Below are 20,207 nucleotides of genomic sequence, written 5' to 3'. Positions count from 1 at the left end.
CCGCTGGAGTAGCACTCCGGAATCAGCCGCCCTCCTCGACCCCCGCAGCAGGCAGCGCGGTCCGAACGCGAACTGATCGGGTCGTGATCACTTTGCCGTCTGCTGAGCGGCCGCGATCCCGGTGAGGATGCGGTGCAAGCCGTACGAGAACTGTTCGGCCGGGCTCAGGTCGGCGGACTCGGTCATGCGCGAGACCCGGGGATACGCACCGCTCTCGATGACCTTGCGCATGTAGGGGGCGACGTCGGCGCGCCACTCGTCCTCGGTCTGACCGGTGCGCCGCTGAGTCTCCTTCTCGGCGAGCTCGCGCATGACCGCGCCGCGCACGTAGTCCCTGATCAGCCCGACGGCCGAGCCCGCGTCGGCGATGTCGGAAGTCAGCGGGGCGGCCGCGGTGAGGGCGTGTTCCAGGCCGCGCAACCAGTTGGGGCCGAGCGATGGCCGGGTCGCCAGCAGCGGGGCGAGCCAGGGGTGCCGCAGCCACAGCTCGCGCTCGTGGTGGGCGTACGCCTCGAGGTCGGCGCGCCAGTCTCCCGTCAGCGGCACGTGGTGGTCCTGCACCGCGTCGGCCATGAGGTCGAGCAGGTCGTCGCGGCTGTCCACGTAACGGTAGAGCGAGGTCGTACCGGTCGACAGCTCGGCGGCGACGCGGCGCATCGACAGCGCGTCGAGCCCCTCGGCGTCGGCGATGGCGACGGACGCGTCCACGATGCGCTCCACGCTCAGTGCCTGCCTTTTCGGCTGGTACGGCTCGCGCTCCCAGATAAGCGGCATGGACAGGATTCTACAGATATGGGTACAGTGTTCCCATGAATGGGCACACTGTTTCCACAGATGTTCTGATCGCCGGCGGCGGATCCGTCGGGCTGATGCTCGCGGTGCTGTTGCGCCACCACGGCGTCAAGCCCCTCGTCGTCGAGGAGAAGCCGGAGCTGTCGCACCACCCCAGGGCCAACGGCATCGGGCTGCGGTCGGTGGAGATCCTGCGCGAGGTCGGCCTGGAACAAGCGGTCAACGAGGCCGCGGTCGACCTGCGGGCGGGGAAGATCAGGGGGCGCACGCTCGCGGAGGCCGACTTCACCGAAGGCGTGGCGTGGAAGACGAGAGGCGAGGCCGAGTTCACCTACACGCCGGCCCGGATCCGCGGCACCTGCGCGCAGAACCGGTTCGACCGCGTGCTGATCACCAAGGCGGGCGACGTGGAGTTCGGCGTGGCGCTCGACTCGTTCGAACAGGACTCCGACGGCGTCACGGCGACCCTGTCCGACGGGCGTGTCGTGCGGGCGCGCTATCTGGTGGCGGCCGACGGTGTGCGCAGCCGGGTTCGGCAGATCCTCGGCGTCGGCCTCACCGGTCCCGGTGTGCTCGGTCAGGAGACGACGAGTGTCCTGTTCCGCGCTGATCTGCGCCCGCGCAAGCCGTTCGCCATGTGCGACATCGAGCATCGGGACGCGCCCGGCCTGCTGGTGACCGTCGACGGCCAACGCGAGTGGGTCTTCCTCACCCGCCTCGGCACTGAGCCGACTCCGGAGCACATCCGCACCGCGCTCGGCGACCCGTCGATCGAGGTGGAGATCCGCAGCGTGCTGACGTTCCGGGGGCGCGGCCAGGTGGCCGATCGCCTCTCCGTCGGCCGGGTCTTCCTGGTGGGCGACGCGGCGCACGCCATCCCCCCGCTGGGCGCGTTCGGACTGAACACCGGCATCGCCGACGCGCACAACCTGGCGTGGAAGCTCGCCCACGTGCTGCGCGGTGAGGCCGAGCCCGAGCTGCTGGAGACCTATCACGCGGAGCGCCATCCGGTGGCCCTCATGACGATGGAACAGGCGCTCCTGCGATTCAACGATCCGTCCCTGCACTGGGGGCAGGACATGGCGGAGGCGCGCAAGGCGGCGGGGGCGATCAACGCGCCGGTGGTGCACATGGGCTATCGGTACGGCGGCGCGGAGCTCCCCTCCACCGAGGACGTCGCCCTCGACCTCGACGGGTCGCCGGGATCCCGCCTGCCGCACATGTGGGTGGCCGACGGGGTGTCCACGCTCGACCTGGTCGGATCCCAGTGGTGTGTGCTCACGGCCGATCCCGGCGTGGCGGCCGACGTTCCGGTGCATGTCGTGGACGGCTGGCCGTACGGGACGCTCCTCGTACGGCCTGACGGGTTCGTGGCCTGGCGCGGCGAGGAGGGCCTGGCCGAGGCCCTCAGAAGGTGTACTTCAGGTGCTTGATCCCGTTGATGAAGTTGGACAGCAGGAAGTCGGGCTCCCCCTCTGACCTGATGCCCGGCAGCCGGGTGAACAGCTCGCGGAACATCACCGTCATCTCCCTGCGCGCCAGGTGGGCGCCCAGGCAGAAGTGCGGGCCGGGACCGCCGAAGCCGACGTGCGGGTTCGGGTCGCGGGTGATGTCGAACGTGTCGGGGTCCTTGAACACCGTCTCGTCACGGTTGGCCGAGTTGTAGAAGAGCAGGACCTTGTCCCCCTTCTTGTAGCGCATGCCGTTCATCTCATGGTCCCGCGTGAGCGTGCGGCGGAACTGGATCACCGGCGTGGCGTAGCGCACGATCTCGTCGCACGCCTTGGTGACGCGGCCGTCGAAGTCCTCCAGGAGCAGCCGCCGCTGCTCGGGGTGGTCGGTGAAGAGCTTGAGCCCGTACGCGATCGCGTTGCGGGTGGTCTCGCTGCCGGCCACCACCAGCAGGATGAAGAACGAGCCCAGCTCCTGCGAGGTGAGCCGCTCCTCACCGTTGACCAGCAGGCTGACCAGGTCGCCCGTGGGATTCTTGCGCCGCTCGTCGCCCAGGCGGGCGGCGAGCCGGTTCAGGGAGAAGCCGGCGTGCAGCAGTTTGGCCAAGCCGCGGGCCACGTTGACGCGGCTGAACTCGGGGTCGATGCCGGTGTACTCGGGGTCGGCGTTGCCGAGGATCACGTTGGTCCGCCGAAGCACCATGTCATGAAATGTCGCCGGAATGCCCATCATGTCGCAGATGACGCGGACCGGGAGGCGGGCGGCGATCTGCGCCACGAAGTCGCCCGGCCCTTCCTCGATCGCCTGGTCCACGATCTCGGCGGCAGCCGTGGCCAGGTCCTCCTCCATCTTGGACAGGATGCGCGGCGTGAACGCCCTGGACACGATCCGGCGCAGCCGGGCGTGCCGCGGGTCGTCCATGTTGATCATCGACCCGAAGTACACGGCCAGCCAGCGCGGCATGTCGGGCACGCTGTTGGAACACGGCTCACTGCTGAACACGGCCGCGTTCCTGCTGGCCTCGGTCACGTCCGCGTGGCGCACCAGGGCGTAGTAGCCGGGGCCGCCCTTGATGAACGGCACGGCCTGCTCCGTCAGGAACACCGGCTCGTCCAGCTGGCGCAACCGGCGGAAGGCGGCCATGCGCTCGGCCTGGGGCAGCCCCCAGAACACCAGTTGCGAGATGTCCAGGTCACTGGAGAGCGTCATGAACACCAAGCCTTCTGCAAGTAGTCACTTACGTCAAGGGCGCTTGGTGATGAGCTCGGCTCCCTTTTCGCCGATCATGATGGCCGGGGCGTGCGTGTGTCCACGGTTCAGGGTCGGCATGATCGACACGTCCACGACCCTGAGCCCGTCGAGGCCGCGTACCTTGAGCTCCGGGTCGACGACCGACTCGGCGTCGGTGCCCATGCGGCAGGTGCCGACCGGGTGGTAGAGGGTCTCGCCGCGCTCGCGTACCCACTGAGCGAGCTCGGTGTCGCTCTCGGGCCCCTGGTAGGGGGCCATCGGGCCGCCCGCGTACTTGCTCATCGCGGCGGTGGCGAAGACCTGCTTGGCCGTCTTCAGCCCGGCGACCAGCCGCTTGACGTCGGCCTCCCGGGTCAGGTAGCCGGGGTCGATCACCACCTCGCGGCCGCTCAGCTCGACCCGGCCGCGGCTCTCCGGCTGCAGCAGCACCACGCCGACGGTCAGCCCGTGGCCGGTCGGCGGCGTGAGGCCGTGGTCGATGAACGGGCCGGGCGCGAAGATCAGCTCGATGTCGGGGGCGGGCTCCTCCGGCGACGTCCTGATGAAGGCCACCGCCTCGCCCACGTTCGTGGTGAGCATGCCGGAGCGCAGCACGATGTAGCGCAGGAGGTTGCCGATCGACTCCGCCTTGGTCAGCGTGACCGGCTGCTTGGACTGCACGTACACGCCGGTCGACAGGTGGTCCTGCAGGTTCTTGCCGACCTCGGGCAGGTCCCGCACGACCGTGATGTCCTCGTCGCGCAGCTCGTCGGCCGCGCCGACCCCGGAGCGCATGAGCAGGTACGGGGAGCCGATCGCCCCCGCCGACAGGATGACCTCCCGCCTGGCCTTGATCTGCGCGCCGCCGTCGTGCTCGACGCCGACGGCCCGCGTGCCGTCGAACACCACCCGGTCCACGGTCGCGCCGGTGATCACCGTCAGGTTGGGCCGCTTCAACGCCGGGCGCAGGTACGCGTCGGCGGAGCTCCACCTCCTGCCCCGGTTCTGGGTGACAGGCGTGGCGCTGTAGCCCTCGTTGGAGCGGCCGTTGAGCTCGGCCAGCCGCTGTAATCCGAGCTCGTCGCAGGCTTTGAGGAAGGCCGCGGTGGTGACGTTGGGACTACGCAGCTCGGAGATGAACAGCGGGCCGGACGAGCCGTAGACACCGCCGTTGTTGCTGCCGACGCGGTGCTCGGCCTTGATGAAGTACGGCAGGACGTCGTCGTAGGTCCAGCCCGGGATCCCCCACTGGTCGTAGTCGCGCTCGCAGCCGCGTACCCACATCTGCGCGTTGAGTGAGGACGAGCCGCCGAGCACCCTGCCCCTGGGCCAGTAGAGCTCGCGGCCGGACATCTCGCTCTGCTTGGCGGTGGTGTAGTTCCAGTCGTAGTCGGTCTTGAACAGCTTGGCGAAGCCCGCGGGCATGCGGATCTCCAGCTTGTCGTCCTTGCCGCCCGCCTCGATCAGCGCCACGGACACACCGGGATCGGCCGACAGCCTGTTGGCCAGGACACACCCCGCCGACCCGGCCCCGACGATCACGTAGTCGTACTCCATGGCCCCTCCCAGGCGTAAGTAATCTGGTACTTGCTTACTCCAGGCGATGTACCGCGTCCATACGCATCCGTAACGGCGTCTCTGGTGACCGTAGGGTACGGGTTTTGGCCCTACCGGCCGGTATGCCTTCCTGCCATGATGGCGCGCAAGCCGTACACAGGGAGGAAGGCGCTCATGCTCAACCTGTCGATCGTCCTGGAGGACAGTGCCAGGGCCACGCCGGACGGCACGGCCATCGTCTTCGGTGACATGCGCCTGCCGTACTCAATGATCGACACCGTGGCGGCACAGGTGGCCAACCTGCTGGTCTCGCGCGGCATCGGCAAGGGTGACAAGGTCGCGCTGGCCTGCCCCAACCTGCCGTACTTCCCCTTCGTCTACTACGGCATCCTCAAGGCCGGGGCGACGGTGGTACCCCTCAACGTGCTGCTGCAGTCGCGGGAGATCGCCTACCACCTTGACGACAGCGACGCCAAGGCGCTGTTCTGCTTCGAGGGCACGCCCGAGCTGCCGCTGGGCGAGCGCGGCAAGGCCGGCTTCGAGGCGGCCGAGGGGTGCGAGCACTTCTTCGTGCTGCCCGCCACGCCGCTGGCGACCGAGTCCGTGTACGGCGAGTCGATCTGGGCGGCGCTCGACGGCATGTCCGGCGTGTTCGAGACCGTGCAGACGGCGGCCGAGGACACGGCGGTGATCCTCTACACCTCCGGCACCACGGGCCAGCCCAAGGGCGCCGAGCTCAGCCACCAGAACATGCTGATGAACGCCATCGTCTGCGACCGGATGTTCCCGAGCGCCGAGGGCGGCGACGTGATGATGGCGGTGCTGCCGCTGTTCCACTCGTTCGGGCAGACGGTCGTGATGAACCAGGGGTTCCTGCGGCGGGCCACGGTCGTGCTGATGCCGCGCTTCGAGCCGGGCGACGCGCTGGCGCTCATGGCCAAGGAGGGCGTCACGTTCTTCGCCGGCGTGCCGACCATGTACTGGGCGATGCTGTCGAAGGTCCACGCGGACGGCGTCGCGCCGCCCGCGAGCCTGAAGACCGCCGTGGCGGGCGGCTCCGCCTCTCCGCTGGAGGTGCTGAAGGACTTCGAGAAGACCTTCGGCGTCGCCATCCTCGAGGGGTACGGCCTGTCGGAGACCTCGCCGGTGGCCAGCTTCAACCAGCCGGACCACCCCGCCAAGCCGGGCACGGTCGGCACCCCGATCTGGGGCGTGGAGATGAAGCTCATCGACAGCGACTGGAAGACGGTCGAGGGCGAGGAGCCGGGCGAGATCGCGATCCGCGGCCACAACATCATGAAGGGCTACTACGGCCGTCCGGAGGCCACGGCCGAGGTGATGCGCGACGGCTGGTTCCGCAGCGGCGACATCGCCACCCGCGACGCCGACGGCTACTACTCGATCGTCGACCGGTCCAAGGACATGATCATCCGTGGCGGGTTCAACGTCTACCCGCGCGAGCTCGAAGAGGTCCTGATGACCCACGAGGCCGTCTCGCTGGCCGCCGTCGTGGGCGTACCGCATGACTCGCACGGCGAGGAGATCAAGGCGTACATCATCCGTACGCCCGGCTCGACCGCGACCGAGGAGGAGCTGATCGCCTGGGCCAAGGAGAACATGGCGGCCTACAAGTACCCGCGTGTCGTGGAGTTCCGCGACGCGCTGCCGATGACCGCCACGGGCAAGATCCTCAAGCGCGAGCTCCGGTAGCCGCCTCGGAACCCGACCGGCCGTGACGGCGTGGCGCCGTCACGGCCGAGGTGCCGCGTGTGCGCCGCGCCGTCACTCGCGGGCGCCTCCCAGGGCGTCCATCGGGCGGGAGAGCAGCGCCATTCCCGCCGCCAGCAGGCCGCTCGCCAGCCCCATGACGGCGACACCCGCCAGCACCAGCGGGTAGAGCGGCATCGGCAACCCGGTCAGCATCATGCTGCCCGACAGCGCCCCGTTGGCCCCGGCCAGCGCGACGCAGGCGATCACCGTCCCGACGACCACCCCGATCGCCAGCACGATTCCCGTCTCCCAGCCGATCATGCGGACGATCTGCCTGCGGCTCGCCCCGACCGCCCGCAGCAGCGCGAACTCCCTGGTCCTGGCCGCGGTCCCCATGACCAGCGTGTTCACCAGCGACACCGCCGTGAACGACACCAGCACGGCGAGCACCAGGTAGGTCCCGGTGATGTTCCGCTCGATCGACGTCTCGGCGGCCCCACCGTACTCCTCCCGGTCCAGCGCCCGTACGGCCGGCTGCTCCCGCTCGAAGGCGGCCAGCGCCCGGTCCAGCTCGTCGGCGTGCCCCGGACGGGCGCGGACCAGGACGGCGCTGTCGAGCCCGGCCCGTACCCCGGCCCGTACCCCGGTCTGTGCCCCGGCCCGTGCTTCGGTGCGTGCTTCGGTGCGTGGGAGGACGATGTCGGCGAAGCCGAGCCCCCGGTCGAAGACGGCGCCCACGCGCAGGTCGACGGGGCTGCCGTCGGCCAGCCACCCGTGGAAACGGGATCCGACGTGCCAGCCGTGCTCACCGGCGTGGGTACGGCTGACCGCGACTGTCCCCGCCTCCTTGACGGCGGCGAGCGAGCCTTCCAGGACGCGCAGGTCGAGCACCTTGCCGATGGTGCCGGGGTCCACCAGCTGCGCGGGCACCACGTCGGGCGTGCCGAGAACGTACGACACGAACGAGGTCGCGCGCACGGCGGAGACCGTCTCGGCGCCGGGCAACCGCCGGGCCGTGTCGGCGACGCCGGGAGGCAGCCCGGGGCCGTTGCGTGGCACCAGGACGCGGTCCGCGACGACCCGTTCCCGGCCCTGGGCCGCCGAGGTGTCGTTCAGCACGGCGGTCACCAGCAGCGCGTACCCGGCCATGGCCACGCTGATCATGATCGCCGCCGCGGCCGACGACACCCGGCGGACGGCGGCGGCGGAGTTGGCATGCGCCAGCCAGCCGGTCGTCCGCGTGACGGCCCCGACGACCGCGCCGGCCGGCCCCTCGAGCACCCGCGTCAGGACCGGGGACAGCAGCCCGGCCGCGCCGATGAACAGGATGACCACCAGGGCCAGGAAGGCGACGCCGACCTCACCGCCGAGATGTTGGCTGAGCGCCAGGACGGCCGCCCCGCCGGCCAGCATGACCAGCGCGAACAGCAGGCGCGGCACGGTCATCACCCGCCGCGGCCCGACGGCCTCCTGGAGCGCCTCGGCCGGGCGGACCCGGGCCGCCTGGCGTACCGCGGTGAGCGCCGACAGCAGCGTCAGCAGCAGCCCGGCGCCACCCCCGATGACCAGCGGCAGCGGGCCCGTCACCACGACGAACTCCGGCGGCGCGAGCCCCTGCCCGACCAGCACGGCGCGCAGCAGACGCGCCAGCGGGACGCCCAGCGCGTAGCCCGGCAGGGCGGCCACCAGCGCCACCACGACCGCCTCCCCGGCGATCATGCGGCTGATCTGTCCCGGTGTGGTGCCGATGGCCCGCAGCAGCGCGATCTCGCGGCGGCGTTGCAGGATCGACAGGCCGAAGGTGCCGCCGATGACGAAGACGGCGAGGAAACCGCCGATCCCGGCCATCGGCCCGAACAGCTGCGTCGAGTACTCCAGCTTCTCCGCCGTCTCCGGCGCCCCCGCCCGAGCCCGCTCGCCCCCGGTCAGCACCCGCAGACCGGGATCCCGGAGGGTCTGGCGCAGGCGGTCCGCCAGCTCGGCGCCCGAGATCCCGGGGCGGGCGAGCACTCCGGCGAATTCCACCGAACCGTCCGCGCCGGACAGCCGGGCGGCGGCCCGCTCGGTGAAGAAGAGCGCCGACTGCGTCGGCAGTCCGGCCCGGCCGCTGTCCAGCCGCGCCACGCCGCTGACCCGGAAACGCTGGGTGCCCGCCACGGTGACGACCCGTACCTCGTCCCCTGGGCGGACGGAGGCGCGCCGCGCCAGGTCGGCGTCGAGCACGACCTCGTCGTCCGCCTCCGGACCCCGCCCGGCGTTCAGCACGAACGGGGTGAGCCGCGCGACCGGCCAGCCGTGCCCCCACGACGGCCCGCTGCCCGGCCCGGCCAGGGCGGCGCCGTGCCGGTCCACCGCCTGCGCGTAGAACGGCGTGTCGGCGACCACGTCCGCGACACCGGGCACGGCACGCAACTCGGCCAGCCGCGCCGCCGAGAGGCGGGGCGGTTCCTCCAGCGGCACAGCCTCCTCGTCGTCGCCCGAACCGACGTGCAGATCCGTATCGGCGCGTACGACGGCGGCCGTGGCCCCGAACCGGTCCACCTCGGGCGTCGCGCTCAGCCCCGACTGGATCATCATGAAGCAGGCCGAGATCAACGCCACCGCGACCAGCACGGAGGCGACGGACCCGGCGAACCCGATCTTGCGGGTACGGATGGTGCTCAACGTGAGGCGCAGCATGCCGTCACCCGCCCAGGCGCGTCAGCCGCGAGGCGACCTGGTCGGCGGTGGGCCGATCCATGCTGTCGACGATCGAGCCGTCGGCCAGGAAGAGCACCTGGTCGGCGTACGAGGCGGCGACGGGGTCGTGGGTCACCATCACCAGGGTCTGGCCGAGCGCGTCGACGACCTCCCTGAGCAGCGTGAGGATCTCCCGGCCTGTGGCGATGTCGAGCGCGCCCGTCGGCTCGTCCCCGAAGACCACGGCCGGCCGGGTGATCAGCGCGCGGGCGATGGCCACCCGCTGCTGCTGACCGCCCGACATCTCCGTCGGCCGGTGGCCGATCCGATGGCTCAGCCCGGTGCGCTTGACCAGGTCGGCCAGCCACTCCTGGTCGGCGCGGCGACCCGCCAGCCGCAGCGGCAGCGTGATGTTCTGCCGCGCCGTCAGCGCGGGGATGAGATTGAAGGACTGGAACACGAAGCCGATCCGGTCCCGGCGCAGCTTGGTCAGCTGTGACTCGTTCATCGTGGCCAGGTCTGTCTCGCCCAGCAACACGCGGCCGGATGTCGGCCGGTCCAGGCCCGCCGCGCACTGCAGCAGGGTGCTCTTACCCGATCCCGACGGTCCCATGATCGCGTTGAACGAGCCGGCCCTCAGCCCGACGGAAACGCCACGCAGCGCGGCCACGGCGCTCTTGCCCCGGCCGAAACGCCGGGTCACCTCTATCAGCCTGATGGCCGCCGTGGAGTCGAAGTCTTTCACCCTGGAATGCTGGCAACACCGGGCCGGGCTGCCCACCGGGCAGTCCCCCAATCCGCTCAGGGTTAACCCGGAAAGCTAGGCTGTCCCGCACTATGCGCGTCGTGCTGGCTGAGGACAGCGTGTTGTTCAGGCAAGGGCTGGCCAGGCTGCTCGGAGACTGCGGTGTCACGGTCTCCGCGGAGGTCGGCGACGCCGCGAGCCTGCTGACCTCGGTCCGGGCGGACCCGCCCGACGTGGTCGTCGTGGACGTACGGATGCCGCCCGGGTTCAACGCCGAGGGGCTGGAGGCGGCGCACCTCATCCGCAGGGAACATCCAGGGGTGGGCGTCCTGGTGCTGTCGAACCACATCGAGACGCGGCACGTGGTCGGCCTGCTGGGCGAGGACGCCCGGGGAGTGGGCTACCTGCTCAAGGACCGGGTCGCCGACGTCACCGAGCTGACCGACGCGCTCAAGCGGGTACGCGACGGGGCCACGGTGATCGATCCGGACGTCGTCCAGCGGCTCGTCGGCAGGCGACGCGGCGACGGCCCGGTCGCCCGGCTCAGCGGCCGGGAGCGGGAGGTGCTCGGGTTGATGGCCGAAGGCCGTTCCAACCAGGCGATCAGCCGCCGCCTGCACCTGAGCCCCAAGACGGTGGAAACGCACGTGCACAACATCTTCGTCCGGCTGGGCCTGACCGCGACGGAGGACGACCACCGTCGCGTCCTGGCCGTCCTGACCTATTTGCGCTCCTGACCGGCGAGCGGGATCTCGGCCGTCACGCGGGTGCCCTGGCCTGGTGGGCTGTGCACGTGCAGCAGGCCGTCGAGTGCGGCCACCCGGTCGGCGAGGCCGCGCAGGCCCGTACCTGACTCCGGCCGCGCGCCGCCCGTCCCGTCGTCCGTCACCTCCAGCAGCAGGACGCCATCACGCACGACGGCCCTGATCGACGCCTTGGACGCGTCCGCGTGCTTGGCCACGTTGGCGAGCGCCTCGGCGGCGACGAAGTAGGCGGCCTGCTCGGCGTCGGGCGGCAGCCGTCCGTCCGGCGCCTCCTCCACCACGGCGGGAACGGGCGAGCGCTCCGCGAGCGAGTGCAGCGCGGCGGCCAGCCCCGACTGGCTCAGGATGGCCGGATGGATGCCGCCAGCCAGCTCGCGTAGCTCGGCCAGCGCCGCCCGTACCCCCGTCACCGCCTCGTCGAGCAGCTCCGCCACCTCGGCGTCGGCGTTGCGCAGCCGGGCGTGCCCGAGCAGCACCGCGAGGCCGGCGAGCCGCTGCTGGGCTCCGTCGTGCAGGTTGCGTTCGATGCGGCTGCGTTCGGCGTCGCCGGCGGCCACGATGCGGGCCCTGGACGCCCGCACCTCCACGAGCTGGGCGGCCAGCTCGGCCCGCATGCGCTCGTTCTCCACGATCAGCCGGGTGATGGCCGCCACCGACCGCACCGGCTCCGGGTCGAGGTCCAGCGCCGGGTCGTACAGGAGCACGGCGGCCGGTTCCCCACCGACCTCCAGGTACGCGGCGGACCGCGTTCCCGGGACCGTCAACGGGTCGCCCGACACGCTGGCGGACCGCGTTCCCGGGACGGTCAGCGGATCGCCCGCCGCGTCGACGTACCCGTCGCCGGTCCAGTACCCGAGGCGTAGCGTCGGGTCGCGCAGCACGCTCGCGAGCGTCTTCTCCAATGCGCCGGGCGACAGGTCCAGCCCGGTCGCCAGCCGCGCCACCGCCGCCTGGTCGAGCCGGGCGCGCATGAGTCCCGCGAGCACCCCCAGCGGCCAGGTCGCCAGCGTGAGCAATTGCACCCCGTGCAGGACCGCCTGGAGAAGGGAGTTGGTGGCGTCCGGCCAGATGTAGACGGCCTGCCGGGTCCAGGTGGTGAGCAGCATCAGCCCGCCCGCCAGCGCGACCGGAGCGAACGTGTGGCGGCGCGGCGCGGGCAGCCGGACCAGCCAGCGCCAGCCGAGCATCGCCGTCATCCCCAGCCCGAAGAGCCACAGGAAGACGGCCACGGCCGCGATCAGCGGCCGCGAGACGTCCTCGCCGCCGGGCAGCAGCGGCAGGCAGGTGCAGCTGCCGTCGCCGAGCCGGCCGAACCGCAGCCAGACCGCCAGCGCCTGCGCCATGCCGAGGTACAGGACCAGGACCGTGGCCCGCTGCCTGCGCCCGACGGCCCTGCCTTCGGGCATGATCAGCACGACGTGCGCGAGCAGTGTCAGGGCCAGCCACCCGATCACGTTCCCGGTCAGCAGGGCCCAGCGTTCCGGAAGGTAGTTCACGCCCGACAGCAGCAGGCAGAGCCCCACCGCGGCCATCAGCCCGCCCGTACCGCCCATGGGCCGCCTGGCCCTGACGAAGAGGCCCGAGACGACGAATGACCAGCCGCCCGCGAGGCCCACGGCGAGCAGGGGCAGCTGGGTGAGGGGCGGCGTCGCGGCGTGGCTGAGCCCCCAGACGAGGTCTCCCGCCGTCGCCACGAGGGCGACGGCGAGCACGGCGATTCTGAAGATCCGCCCACTCTAACGAGCGGGCCCGCCGACCGACGTCACGGCGGCCCGCCCACGTCCATCACCCGCTCCGGCCGACCGACGTCACGGCGGCCCGCCCACGTCCATCACCCGCTCCGGCCGACCGACGTCACGGCGGCCCGCCCACGTCCATCACCCGCTCCGGCGGAGCGAGCGGCCCGCCCACGTCGATCAGTCGATCCGGGCTAGCTTGTCCGCTGAGCCACCACGGCCCGGCCCATGGCCGGGTCGTCGCAGAACGCGCCGTCCACGCCCAGGTCGAGCAGCCTGTTCAGCCAGCCCATCACGTCTCCGGTGGCGCGCGGGAAGGCGGGGCTGGCCGGGTTGCCCAGCCGGTAGTCGAGGGGGAGCTGGGAGTTCTCGTTGCGGACGGTCCAGACATGCACGTCCAGTCGCCTGCGGTGGGCGTCCTGGACGAGTGTGGTGGGCTCCGTCAGCTTGCCGTCCGCTCCCACGGGCACGACGCGGCGGGTGTCCACGCCGATCCCGTTCGCGTACGAGGCCACCTCACGCAGCCCTTCCGGCTTCACCATGTCGTCATAAGTACGCTGATCTCCGGCGGCGACCCAGTCGTACGGCGCCCCACCGAACGTGATCAGCTGGATCAGCGGCAGCCTGGTCTTCTTGCGCAGCTCCCGCAGGTTCGCGGTCTCGAACGACTGGATGTACACCTTGCGCATGTGGTTGCTGTTGAGCGTCTCCAGCAGCGGCTCCTCCAGCGACAGGCCGATGGAGTCGAAGTACGTCGGATGCTTGGTCTCGGGATAGACGCCCACGCCGTGGCGCTGCGCCAGCCGCACGACCTCCTCGAACGTCGGGATCTCCGCCACCCCGTCGAAGGCCGTGTTGTCGGGCCGCAGGTCGGGCACGCGTTCCTTGGCCCGTAGCGTCTTCAGCTCGGCCAGCGTGAAGTCCTCGGTGAACCACCCGGTGATCGGCCGCCCGTCGACCGTCTTGGTGGCGCGCCGGTCGGCGAACTCCGGATGCGCGGCCACGTCGGTGGTGCCGGTGATGTCGTTCTCGTGCCTGGCCACCAGGATGTGGTCCTTGGTGGAGACCAGGTCGGGCTCGATGTAGTCGGCGCCCATCGCGATGGCCGCCTCGTACGACAGCAGCGTGTGCTCGGGCCGGTGGGCGCTGGCGCCCCGGTGCCCGATGACGACGGGGGCCTGGGCGCGGCGCTCGGCCGTGGCGGTGTTGGGCTGGAGCAGCACGACCGCGACCGTACCACCGGTCAGGACGGCCAGAGCGCTCGCGAATAATCTGCGCGTCAGCATGCCGCGTACGTTAGACCGGCAAAGTGGCCGGTGAGTGACCACCGGGCGCACAACCGTTGATCACCTGTTGCGCGGAAGGCCGCCGCGCGTCATCGAACACCTGTATGGTCCTGAGGCGTGCTGGCACTCTTCGACCTCGACAACACCCTGATCGACCGCCTGGACGCCTTCAAGCGCTGGGCCGCCGAGTTCGCCGCCGACAGGGGACTGGGCGCGCAGGATGTGGCGTGGATGATCGAGCTGGACGCTGACGGCTCCATCCCGATGAGCACGTTCTTCACCCACGTCCGCGAGCGGTTCGGGCTCGCCGAGTCGGCCGAGTCGCTGTGGCAGGGCTACCGTGACCGCCTGCCGCACCTCGTCACCTGCCGCCCGGCCGTACTCGAGTCCCTCGATCGCCTGCGCATGTCCGGCTGGCGGGTCGGCATCGTGACCAACGGCATGGCCGACAACCAGTCCGGCAAGATCCACCACAGCGGCCTGGTGGACCGGGTGGACGGCTGGGCCATCTCCGACGCCGAGGGCTTCAGCAAGCCGGACCGCGAACTGTTCGAGATCGCCGCCCGCCGGTGCGACACCACGCTCGCGGACGGGGACTGGATGATCGGGGACGACGTGGAGAAGGACGTGGCGGGCGGACGCGGCGCCGGCCTGCACACGATCTGGATCGACCGCGGCCTGTCCCCGGGGTTATCCCCGGGGGCGGACCACAAGGTGACCGACGTACTGGAAGCGATCGCCCTGCTCGATGTCGACTATTAGCGGCTCTTCACGCCGGGACCCCGTTCCCCACGAACAACGGGAGCGATAGGTATGCGGCGATGGGTCCTCCGGCTGAGCGCGGCGCTCCTGATCCTGCTCGCCGCGGCCGCCGTCACGCCGCCGCTCACCGGGCTCGGCCGGCCGAGCGAGGCGGAGGTGCGAGACCGGCTCGCCATGGGCGAAGCTCCCGCCGTCGCCGCCGGCCACCGCACCGGCATTGCCGCCCTCCTGCCCTTCGACGACGCCGCGCTGCTGCTGATCGGCGCCGCCCTCGCCGCGGCCGCGATACTGCTGTTCCTGGTCGGCCGCCGTCAGGGGATCGGCCCGCGAGAAGTCCTCCCGGTGCGGTGGCGACTGTCGCTGACACTGTGGAGCGTCGCCTTCGCGCTGGTGAGCATCCCGTACGCGAGCTCCCTGTTCTCTTCGACCACGACCGAGTACGACTTGTTCGCGATGTGGGGGAGCTGTCCCGGCTTCGAGGTCTACCTATCGGCCAGCTTCCTGCTGTCCCCCTTGCACCTTGTGCCGCAACCCGCGGTGGTGGCGGTGGGCTTCGGAGTGTGGGCGCTGCTGGTGCGCAAGGGCTACCGGCGGTGGGGCCGCGCGGTCGGCTGGGCCACAGTGATCCCTTTGGGGTTGTTCGGGGCGCTGGCCTTCTTGATGGCCGGATTCGACGCGGTCGCCGGTGAGGGATGCGCGCGAACCTGGGGTCAGATGTACGAGCCCGCCTCGTGGGCCTGGCAGCTCTACGATGTCGTCACCGCCGTTCTGATCATCGTGGCGGTACGCGTACGCCGCGTGCGATGGCCGTACCGGAGTCCGGACGTCCGCGTCGCCGTCACGCTCGCCGTCGTCCTGCTGCTGGTCACCGTGCCGCGCATGGACGCACCGATCGGGAAGATCACAGCGGCGAGCTCCTCGGCCTGCGAACCGTGGCAAACCGCCCGCTACGTCCCCGTGCGACCGTCCGCCGGGCAGCGCGAGCTCGCCTTCGTCTGCCTCGTCAGACAGGACGGTGAGCTGCCGGGGCAGTTCGCCGGTGTGCCCGATGATCGAGTGGTCGCGATCGGCCGGCGGCTGTGCGAGGCGGTCCTGCGCGACGGCGCACCGAATCGGCGGGCCGAGGAGGGGCCGCTGGGGACGTACCTGCGGAATTATGAGACGGTCGAGGCGCTCGCGTACTTGTGCCCGGAGGTCGAGCAGCGCCAGAACCAGCAGGCCGAGCAGCAACAGGACGCCAACGCCGCCTTCATCGCGAAGGCCCGCGCGCGCTGCGCCGAGGTGCCGGGACACCGGCCGTCGATCCGCGCGTCCCGGACCTACCGGGCCACGCTGTGGTCAGAGGCCGGCAGCATCAACGCGTACGAGGACGACCCGGACGACGACTTCCCCGCGCTCGACAACGCCTTCACCAACGGGCTGGTGGGGAGCGCGCCCGGGCAGCTCAGCATCCTGACCGCCGACGAGGCCATGCACGTGTGCGTCACCGGGGAGGCCTACCGCAGGCGGCCCCCCGTCGAGCTGAAGGGCTGGGAGAAGGTGGTGGAGGTGGGGTACCGCAGCGGCAACGGCGCCCTCGCCTTCACCGGTGACGACGGGGTCGGCCTGAAGAACCTGGCGATCAACGGCCCGGGCCGCTACCGGGTTCGGGTGCACATGCGCGGCGCGAAGGCCGCGCTGAAGAGGGATGAGGATGCCCGGCAGGAGTTCCTCATCATGGTCTATCCGGGGAAGTCCGAGCGGCCCGCGCTACTGAAGCGAGCTGGGCGTCTGATCCTGCCCGGTCGAAAGGGCTGCTTGCGTGGCTGGCGGGGATCGCCAGCGCCGTGGTTTTGGCCGCGTTCGGCGTCGTGTTCACCGAGTGGTACAACGCGCACGGCTCCGACACGGTCGAGCAGGTAACGACGGCGCGTGGATCGGGTACGAGCAGGCGCCGGAGGGCTTCGTCGTCGCGGATGTACACGACGAGCGGTTCCTCTTCGCCGAGGACGGCACGCCGCGGCCTATCTCTGACCTGCCCATCTCTCACGGGCTCGGCGGCAACGGCCGCTGGAGCATGCCGTTGGAGGTCGGCCGTCATCCCGACGTCGAGGACTCCGCCGGATTCGACTCGAACAACGCGTGGCCGCTGCCCGGCTTCCTTATCTCGCGCGACCGCGATACCGGCCGTCTCGGCGCATTCCCCCTGGACAGGCCGCTCCCCCACTACATCACTCTCCTGGGGTCGACCTCGCACCTGGCCCTCATCCACAGTGACGCCCATGTCACCGCCTTCCGTCCCGTCTACGGACGTCCCACTGGGCCCGTCGCGCTCGGCGGCGTCCCGCCGGGCGACTGGCCGGACGCGTGCTCCTTGCTCACTCCGCGCGACGTCGCCCCCGGCGCCCGCTTCCTCCCCGGCCGCAGGTCGCTGGGCCGCCTCACGCTGCCCAAGCCCGTGACCTGCGACTGGGTGCCGCCCGAGGACGACCGCGGAGTCGTCTCGCTCTCCGTGAGCTGGGTGTCCCCGGACGCCGGCGCCCTCTTCGCCGCCGCGGCCGGGCAGATCAAGGGGCACGAGAGCTTCGACTACGACCCCACGATCGAGGGCGAGGGCATCTTCTCCTACACGGCCCACGGCCCCCGCGGGACCTTCGGCGCGACGCTCGTCAACGTGGGCCCGGTCATCGTCCATCTGACGTCGCCATCCAGGCTGGTCCAACGCCTGGCCGCGGCCCGGGTGCGCGACAACCTGATGGCCCGCTACCGGCCAGGGGAGCGCGTCCGTCCTCCGGCGCGGACGGGCGGCTGGACCCACCTCGCCGACGAGGGCGTCCGCGCCGACCCGGTGGTGGACGGCGATGTCGTCTACGCCGGCGCCGACGACGGGCTGTACGCCCTGGACGCCGCCACCGGCCGTATGCGCTGGAGGTCAGGACCGGCCGCGCCCATGCTGGTGGACGGCCTACTCTACGGCGCGAGGAGCGACGGGGTGGCGGCCGTCGACGCCGCCACCGACCGGATGCGATGGAACCGCCAGTTTGACGCCAGTGACATCGTGATCCAGGCCGGCGGCGTGTACGCGGGCGTCGGCTTCACCCACGTCATCGCGCTGGACGCCGCCACCGGCAAGCAGCGGTGGCGATTCCGCGTCCCCGGCTCCCTGGGCAACGTGGCCGTGGCCGCCGGCACCGTCTACGTGAGCAGCCAGGAAGGTCGCGTGGGCAGCGAGCAAGGCCTGCTGTCCGCCCTCGACGCCAAGACGGGCGCCCTTCGCTGGCGCTCCCGTCTGGGCGCCGCCAACTCCATCCCGGCCGGTTACCTCACCGCGACCAAGGAGGCCATCTTCGCGGTCACCGGCGCGAGGGTGGTCGCGCTCGACCCCGCCACGGGGAAGGCGCGATGGCGCGCCGGCTTCGGCGACCTCGTCCGGTACGACCCCATCATGATCGGCGGCACCGTCTACCTCGGCGACCTCGCCGGACGCACGTACGCGTTGGACACCGCCTCCGGCCAGGAGCGATGGAGGCTCACCACCGCAGGCGACAGCGGCCTCTGGAGCGTGACCGAGTCACGAGGGACGGTCTACATCGGCGGCCAGGACCTGCACGCCCTCGACCCCGAAACCGGGCAAGAACGGTGGAGCAGGCCGCTCACCGCCAAGGTGTCGGTCCACGGGGACACTGTCTTCGCCCGAGACGAGGGTGGCATGCTGCACGCGCTGGACGCGGCCACCGGCGCGCCCCGCTGGCGCTTCCAGACGGGCGGCCATTTCCAGACGCTGCCGGTCGTGGCCGGCGGTCTTGTCTACGTCGGCAGCTCGAACGGCAACCTGTACGCGCTGCGTGCCACGGACGGACTCCCCGGGCCGAATCCGGCCGAGCTTGACCGGCGCCCCGGGTGAGTACGGGTCGTTCGGTGCGAATCACCGGTGAGCCGGCCACCCGGCTCGCGCTGCTGGAAACCCTGTCCGCGGCTGGCCGCCTGTGCCAGGCCTGTGGCTTTCGCGTGCATCGTCCGGGCGGCGGCGCGGCGCCGTCCTTCACACGCCGAAAACGCGTACGCGCTGCCTGCCGGGATCAACTCCCGGCAGGCGTCCCACACATCCGGCTCCATCGGCCGCTCGGGACGATGCCGATCATGCCGCCGGCCTGACCCCCGACCTACATGATCGGAACCCTGACCAACAACATCATCAGAACACTCCTGGCTGCCGGGTCGCGACGTCGGTCGGGTCGCCCGCTACGTCCCCGTGTGACCGTCCGCCGGGAAGCGCGAGATCGCCGTCATCTGCGTCGTCAGGCATCGTGTGCGCACGCGCGTCACTCGTTCTGGGCGTCCCGGAGCTTCGGCACCGCCAGCCTCGCCGCCCGCTTGCTCAGACCGGGCTCGAACGCTCCGAAGAACCCGTCGCTCACCAGCAGCGTGACGGCGTTCTTGACTCTGATGAGCACGACATCCGCCGCCTGAAGCTCGGCGTTCCTCGTCGCCATCGTCTCCTTGTACCTGATCCCGTACACCCAGTTCCCGACCGTACCGACGGAGAGCTTGGTGATGGCCGACTTGGCGCGCTTGGTCTTCGTCTTGGTGCCGACGCAGTCCCGGACCATGACCTTGCCCACCGTCTGCCAGGCGGCCATCTTGGCCGAGGTGCCGCTGACGGCGAACTGCTTGACGCCCGACGGCAGGCCCTCCTTGTCGATGTAGACGGCTGCCGGGCTGCTGAGGAGGGGCTTCAGCGCCCTCATCGCTCGTACGCACTTCTTCGTGTGGGCCGAGTCGGCGTCCAACGCCTCGCGGATGTGCTTCGGGTTGGGGGCGTAAGCGTCGCCCAGGTCCTCGGGTGTGATGAGGGCTTCACTCAACTGGGCCGAGGTCAGGGGCTTGTCGGGGGCGGTGGCCAGCGCGGGGGTGGCGGAGGCCAGAAGGAGGGCGGCGGCAGTGCCACCTAAGATCACGGAGCGCATGGGATCGCATCCTAGTGAGGTGATCACCGGGGGTCCCAGGTGTTTCGTCACACGACCGTCTCGATCTCGGTGGCGGTCCGTGGTGGCTGGGGTCCCTCGGGAGATGCCCCCTCTGGGAACGCGCGCGGAAGAAGACGGTCCGTTGTGGCTGAGGTCCTTCAGAATGGACATCCCCTCCCAGGGACGCCGTAGAGACCGCCTTTCTTCATTACGCCACTATGGCCGATGAGCGCGCCTTCCGCGCGATTTACAGCGCGCATGTGAATTGTCCACCAAGGCGCCATATATTCGCCACAATTTCGCCATACGACTGCATCCACCTGCGCAGATGTGAGATTTCAGCATCTTGAGCGGCGATTTGAACATCTACCTAAGCCCCGGCCCTTGTTGAGTAGGTTTCGATCATTTACTGTCCAGGTGATCAATTCACTCACCTTGGAGTGGCGGATGAAAAAGTGGGTTTTATCCTGCATCATCATGGCGTTAGCGGCCACGACAGGCGTGAGCGTGCCGGCCCATGCCACGTCGGCGAATCTGATTGACCAGCC

At 70.6% G+C, this 20,207-nt stretch carries 14 protein-coding genes; 6 read left to right on the top strand and 8 right to left on the bottom strand.

What is annotated here, in order from left to right; all coding sequences use genetic code 11:
* Positions 1 to 87 precede the first annotated feature (87 nt).
* Complete coding sequence (locus tag ACGFJ2_RS37610) at positions 88 to 774, bottom strand: TetR/AcrR family transcriptional regulator (RefSeq protein WP_357940129.1); 687 nt, start codon at positions 772 to 774, stop codon at positions 88 to 90.
* 35 nt (positions 775 to 809) lie between these two features.
* Here ACGFJ2_RS37610 and ACGFJ2_RS37605 point away from each other — a divergent pair, with 35 nt between their 5' ends.
* A complete protein-coding gene (locus tag ACGFJ2_RS37605) occupies positions 810 to 2,225 on the top strand; it encodes an FAD-dependent monooxygenase (RefSeq protein ID WP_393476667.1) in 1,416 nt (471 codons plus the stop codon).
* Here the strand turns inward: ACGFJ2_RS37605 and ACGFJ2_RS37600 are convergent.
* Both ACGFJ2_RS37600 and ACGFJ2_RS37595 read right to left on the bottom strand, forming a co-directional pair.
* Complete coding sequence (locus tag ACGFJ2_RS37600) at positions 2,200 to 3,453, bottom strand: cytochrome P450 (protein ID WP_357940125.1); 1,254 nt, start codon at positions 3,451 to 3,453, stop codon at positions 2,200 to 2,202. The genes ACGFJ2_RS37605 and ACGFJ2_RS37600 overlap by 26 nt on opposite strands.
* Before the next feature lie 33 nt (positions 3,454 to 3,486).
* On the bottom strand, positions 3,487 to 5,031 hold the full coding sequence (locus tag ACGFJ2_RS37595; protein WP_393476663.1) for a GMC family oxidoreductase: 1,545 nt from the start codon (positions 5,029 to 5,031) through the stop codon (positions 3,487 to 3,489).
* A gap of 174 nt (positions 5,032 to 5,205) precedes the next feature.
* Here ACGFJ2_RS37595 and ACGFJ2_RS37590 point away from each other — a divergent pair, with 174 nt between their 5' ends.
* Positions 5,206 to 6,741 carry a long-chain fatty acid--CoA ligase gene (locus ACGFJ2_RS37590; RefSeq protein WP_357941462.1) on the top strand — a complete coding sequence of 512 codons (1,536 nt, stop codon included), beginning with the start codon at positions 5,206 to 5,208 and terminating at the stop codon, positions 6,739 to 6,741.
* Positions 6,742 to 6,813: 72 nt separating this feature from the next.
* Here ACGFJ2_RS37590 and ACGFJ2_RS37585 read toward each other — a convergent pair whose 3' ends face one another.
* On the bottom strand, positions 6,814 to 9,420 hold the full coding sequence (locus ACGFJ2_RS37585; RefSeq protein ID WP_393476660.1) for an FtsX-like permease family protein: 2,607 nt from the start codon (positions 9,418 to 9,420) through the stop codon (positions 6,814 to 6,816).
* Between the two features lie 4 nt (positions 9,421 to 9,424).
* Entirely contained in the window at positions 9,425 to 10,165 is a 741-nt protein-coding gene (locus tag ACGFJ2_RS37580) for an ABC transporter ATP-binding protein (RefSeq protein WP_357940119.1), read from the bottom strand.
* A gap of 92 nt (positions 10,166 to 10,257) precedes the next feature.
* On the opposite strand from ACGFJ2_RS37580, the gene ACGFJ2_RS37575 reads away from it, so the two are divergent.
* Positions 10,258 to 10,902, top strand: coding sequence for a response regulator transcription factor (locus tag ACGFJ2_RS37575; protein WP_357940117.1), 645 nt, complete (start codon positions 10,258 to 10,260; stop codon positions 10,900 to 10,902).
* Here the strand turns inward: ACGFJ2_RS37575 and ACGFJ2_RS37570 are convergent.
* Together ACGFJ2_RS37570 and ACGFJ2_RS37565 are read right to left on the bottom strand one after the other, a co-directional pair.
* Positions 10,887 to 12,641 (bottom strand): sensor histidine kinase, encoded by a 1,755-nt coding sequence (locus tag ACGFJ2_RS37570; RefSeq protein ID WP_357940115.1) that lies wholly within the window; start codon positions 12,639 to 12,641, stop codon positions 10,887 to 10,889. The two genes, ACGFJ2_RS37575 and ACGFJ2_RS37570, sit on opposite strands and share 16 nt — an antisense overlap.
* Before the next feature lie 218 nt (positions 12,642 to 12,859).
* Complete coding sequence (locus tag ACGFJ2_RS37565; protein WP_357940113.1) at positions 12,860 to 13,951, bottom strand: glycerophosphodiester phosphodiesterase; 1,092 nt, start codon at positions 13,949 to 13,951, stop codon at positions 12,860 to 12,862.
* 117 nt (positions 13,952 to 14,068) lie between these two features.
* On the opposite strand from ACGFJ2_RS37565, the gene ACGFJ2_RS37560 reads away from it, so the two are divergent.
* From ACGFJ2_RS37560 to ACGFJ2_RS37550, 3 genes are read left to right on the top strand one after another with little or no spacing between them, the layout of a single operon-like run.
* Positions 14,069 to 14,713, top strand: coding sequence for an HAD family hydrolase (locus ACGFJ2_RS37560; protein WP_357940111.1), 645 nt, complete (start codon positions 14,069 to 14,071; stop codon positions 14,711 to 14,713).
* Between the two features lie 51 nt (positions 14,714 to 14,764).
* Positions 14,765 to 16,615: a hypothetical protein gene (locus ACGFJ2_RS37555; RefSeq protein WP_393476654.1), complete on the top strand. Its 1,851-nt coding sequence runs from the start codon at positions 14,765 to 14,767 to the stop codon at positions 16,613 to 16,615.
* Positions 16,575 to 18,596 (top strand): PQQ-binding-like beta-propeller repeat protein, encoded by a 2,022-nt coding sequence (locus ACGFJ2_RS37550; protein ID WP_393476651.1) that lies wholly within the window; start codon positions 16,575 to 16,577, stop codon positions 18,594 to 18,596. The genes ACGFJ2_RS37555 and ACGFJ2_RS37550 overlap by 41 nt, the downstream gene beginning before the upstream one ends.
* 418 nt (positions 18,597 to 19,014) lie before the next feature.
* Here the strand turns inward: ACGFJ2_RS37550 and ACGFJ2_RS37545 are convergent, their stop codons facing one another.
* Complete coding sequence (locus tag ACGFJ2_RS37545; RefSeq protein ID WP_358181494.1) at positions 19,015 to 19,659, bottom strand: hypothetical protein; 645 nt, start codon at positions 19,657 to 19,659, stop codon at positions 19,015 to 19,017.
* Positions 19,660 to 20,207 lie beyond the last annotated feature (548 nt).

It is taken from the genome of Nonomuraea sp. NPDC049028 (assembly GCF_043197735.1).
Classification (GTDB): domain Bacteria; phylum Actinomycetota; class Actinomycetes; order Streptosporangiales; family Streptosporangiaceae; genus Nonomuraea.
This window is presented reverse-complemented; position numbering and strand designations above follow the sequence as displayed.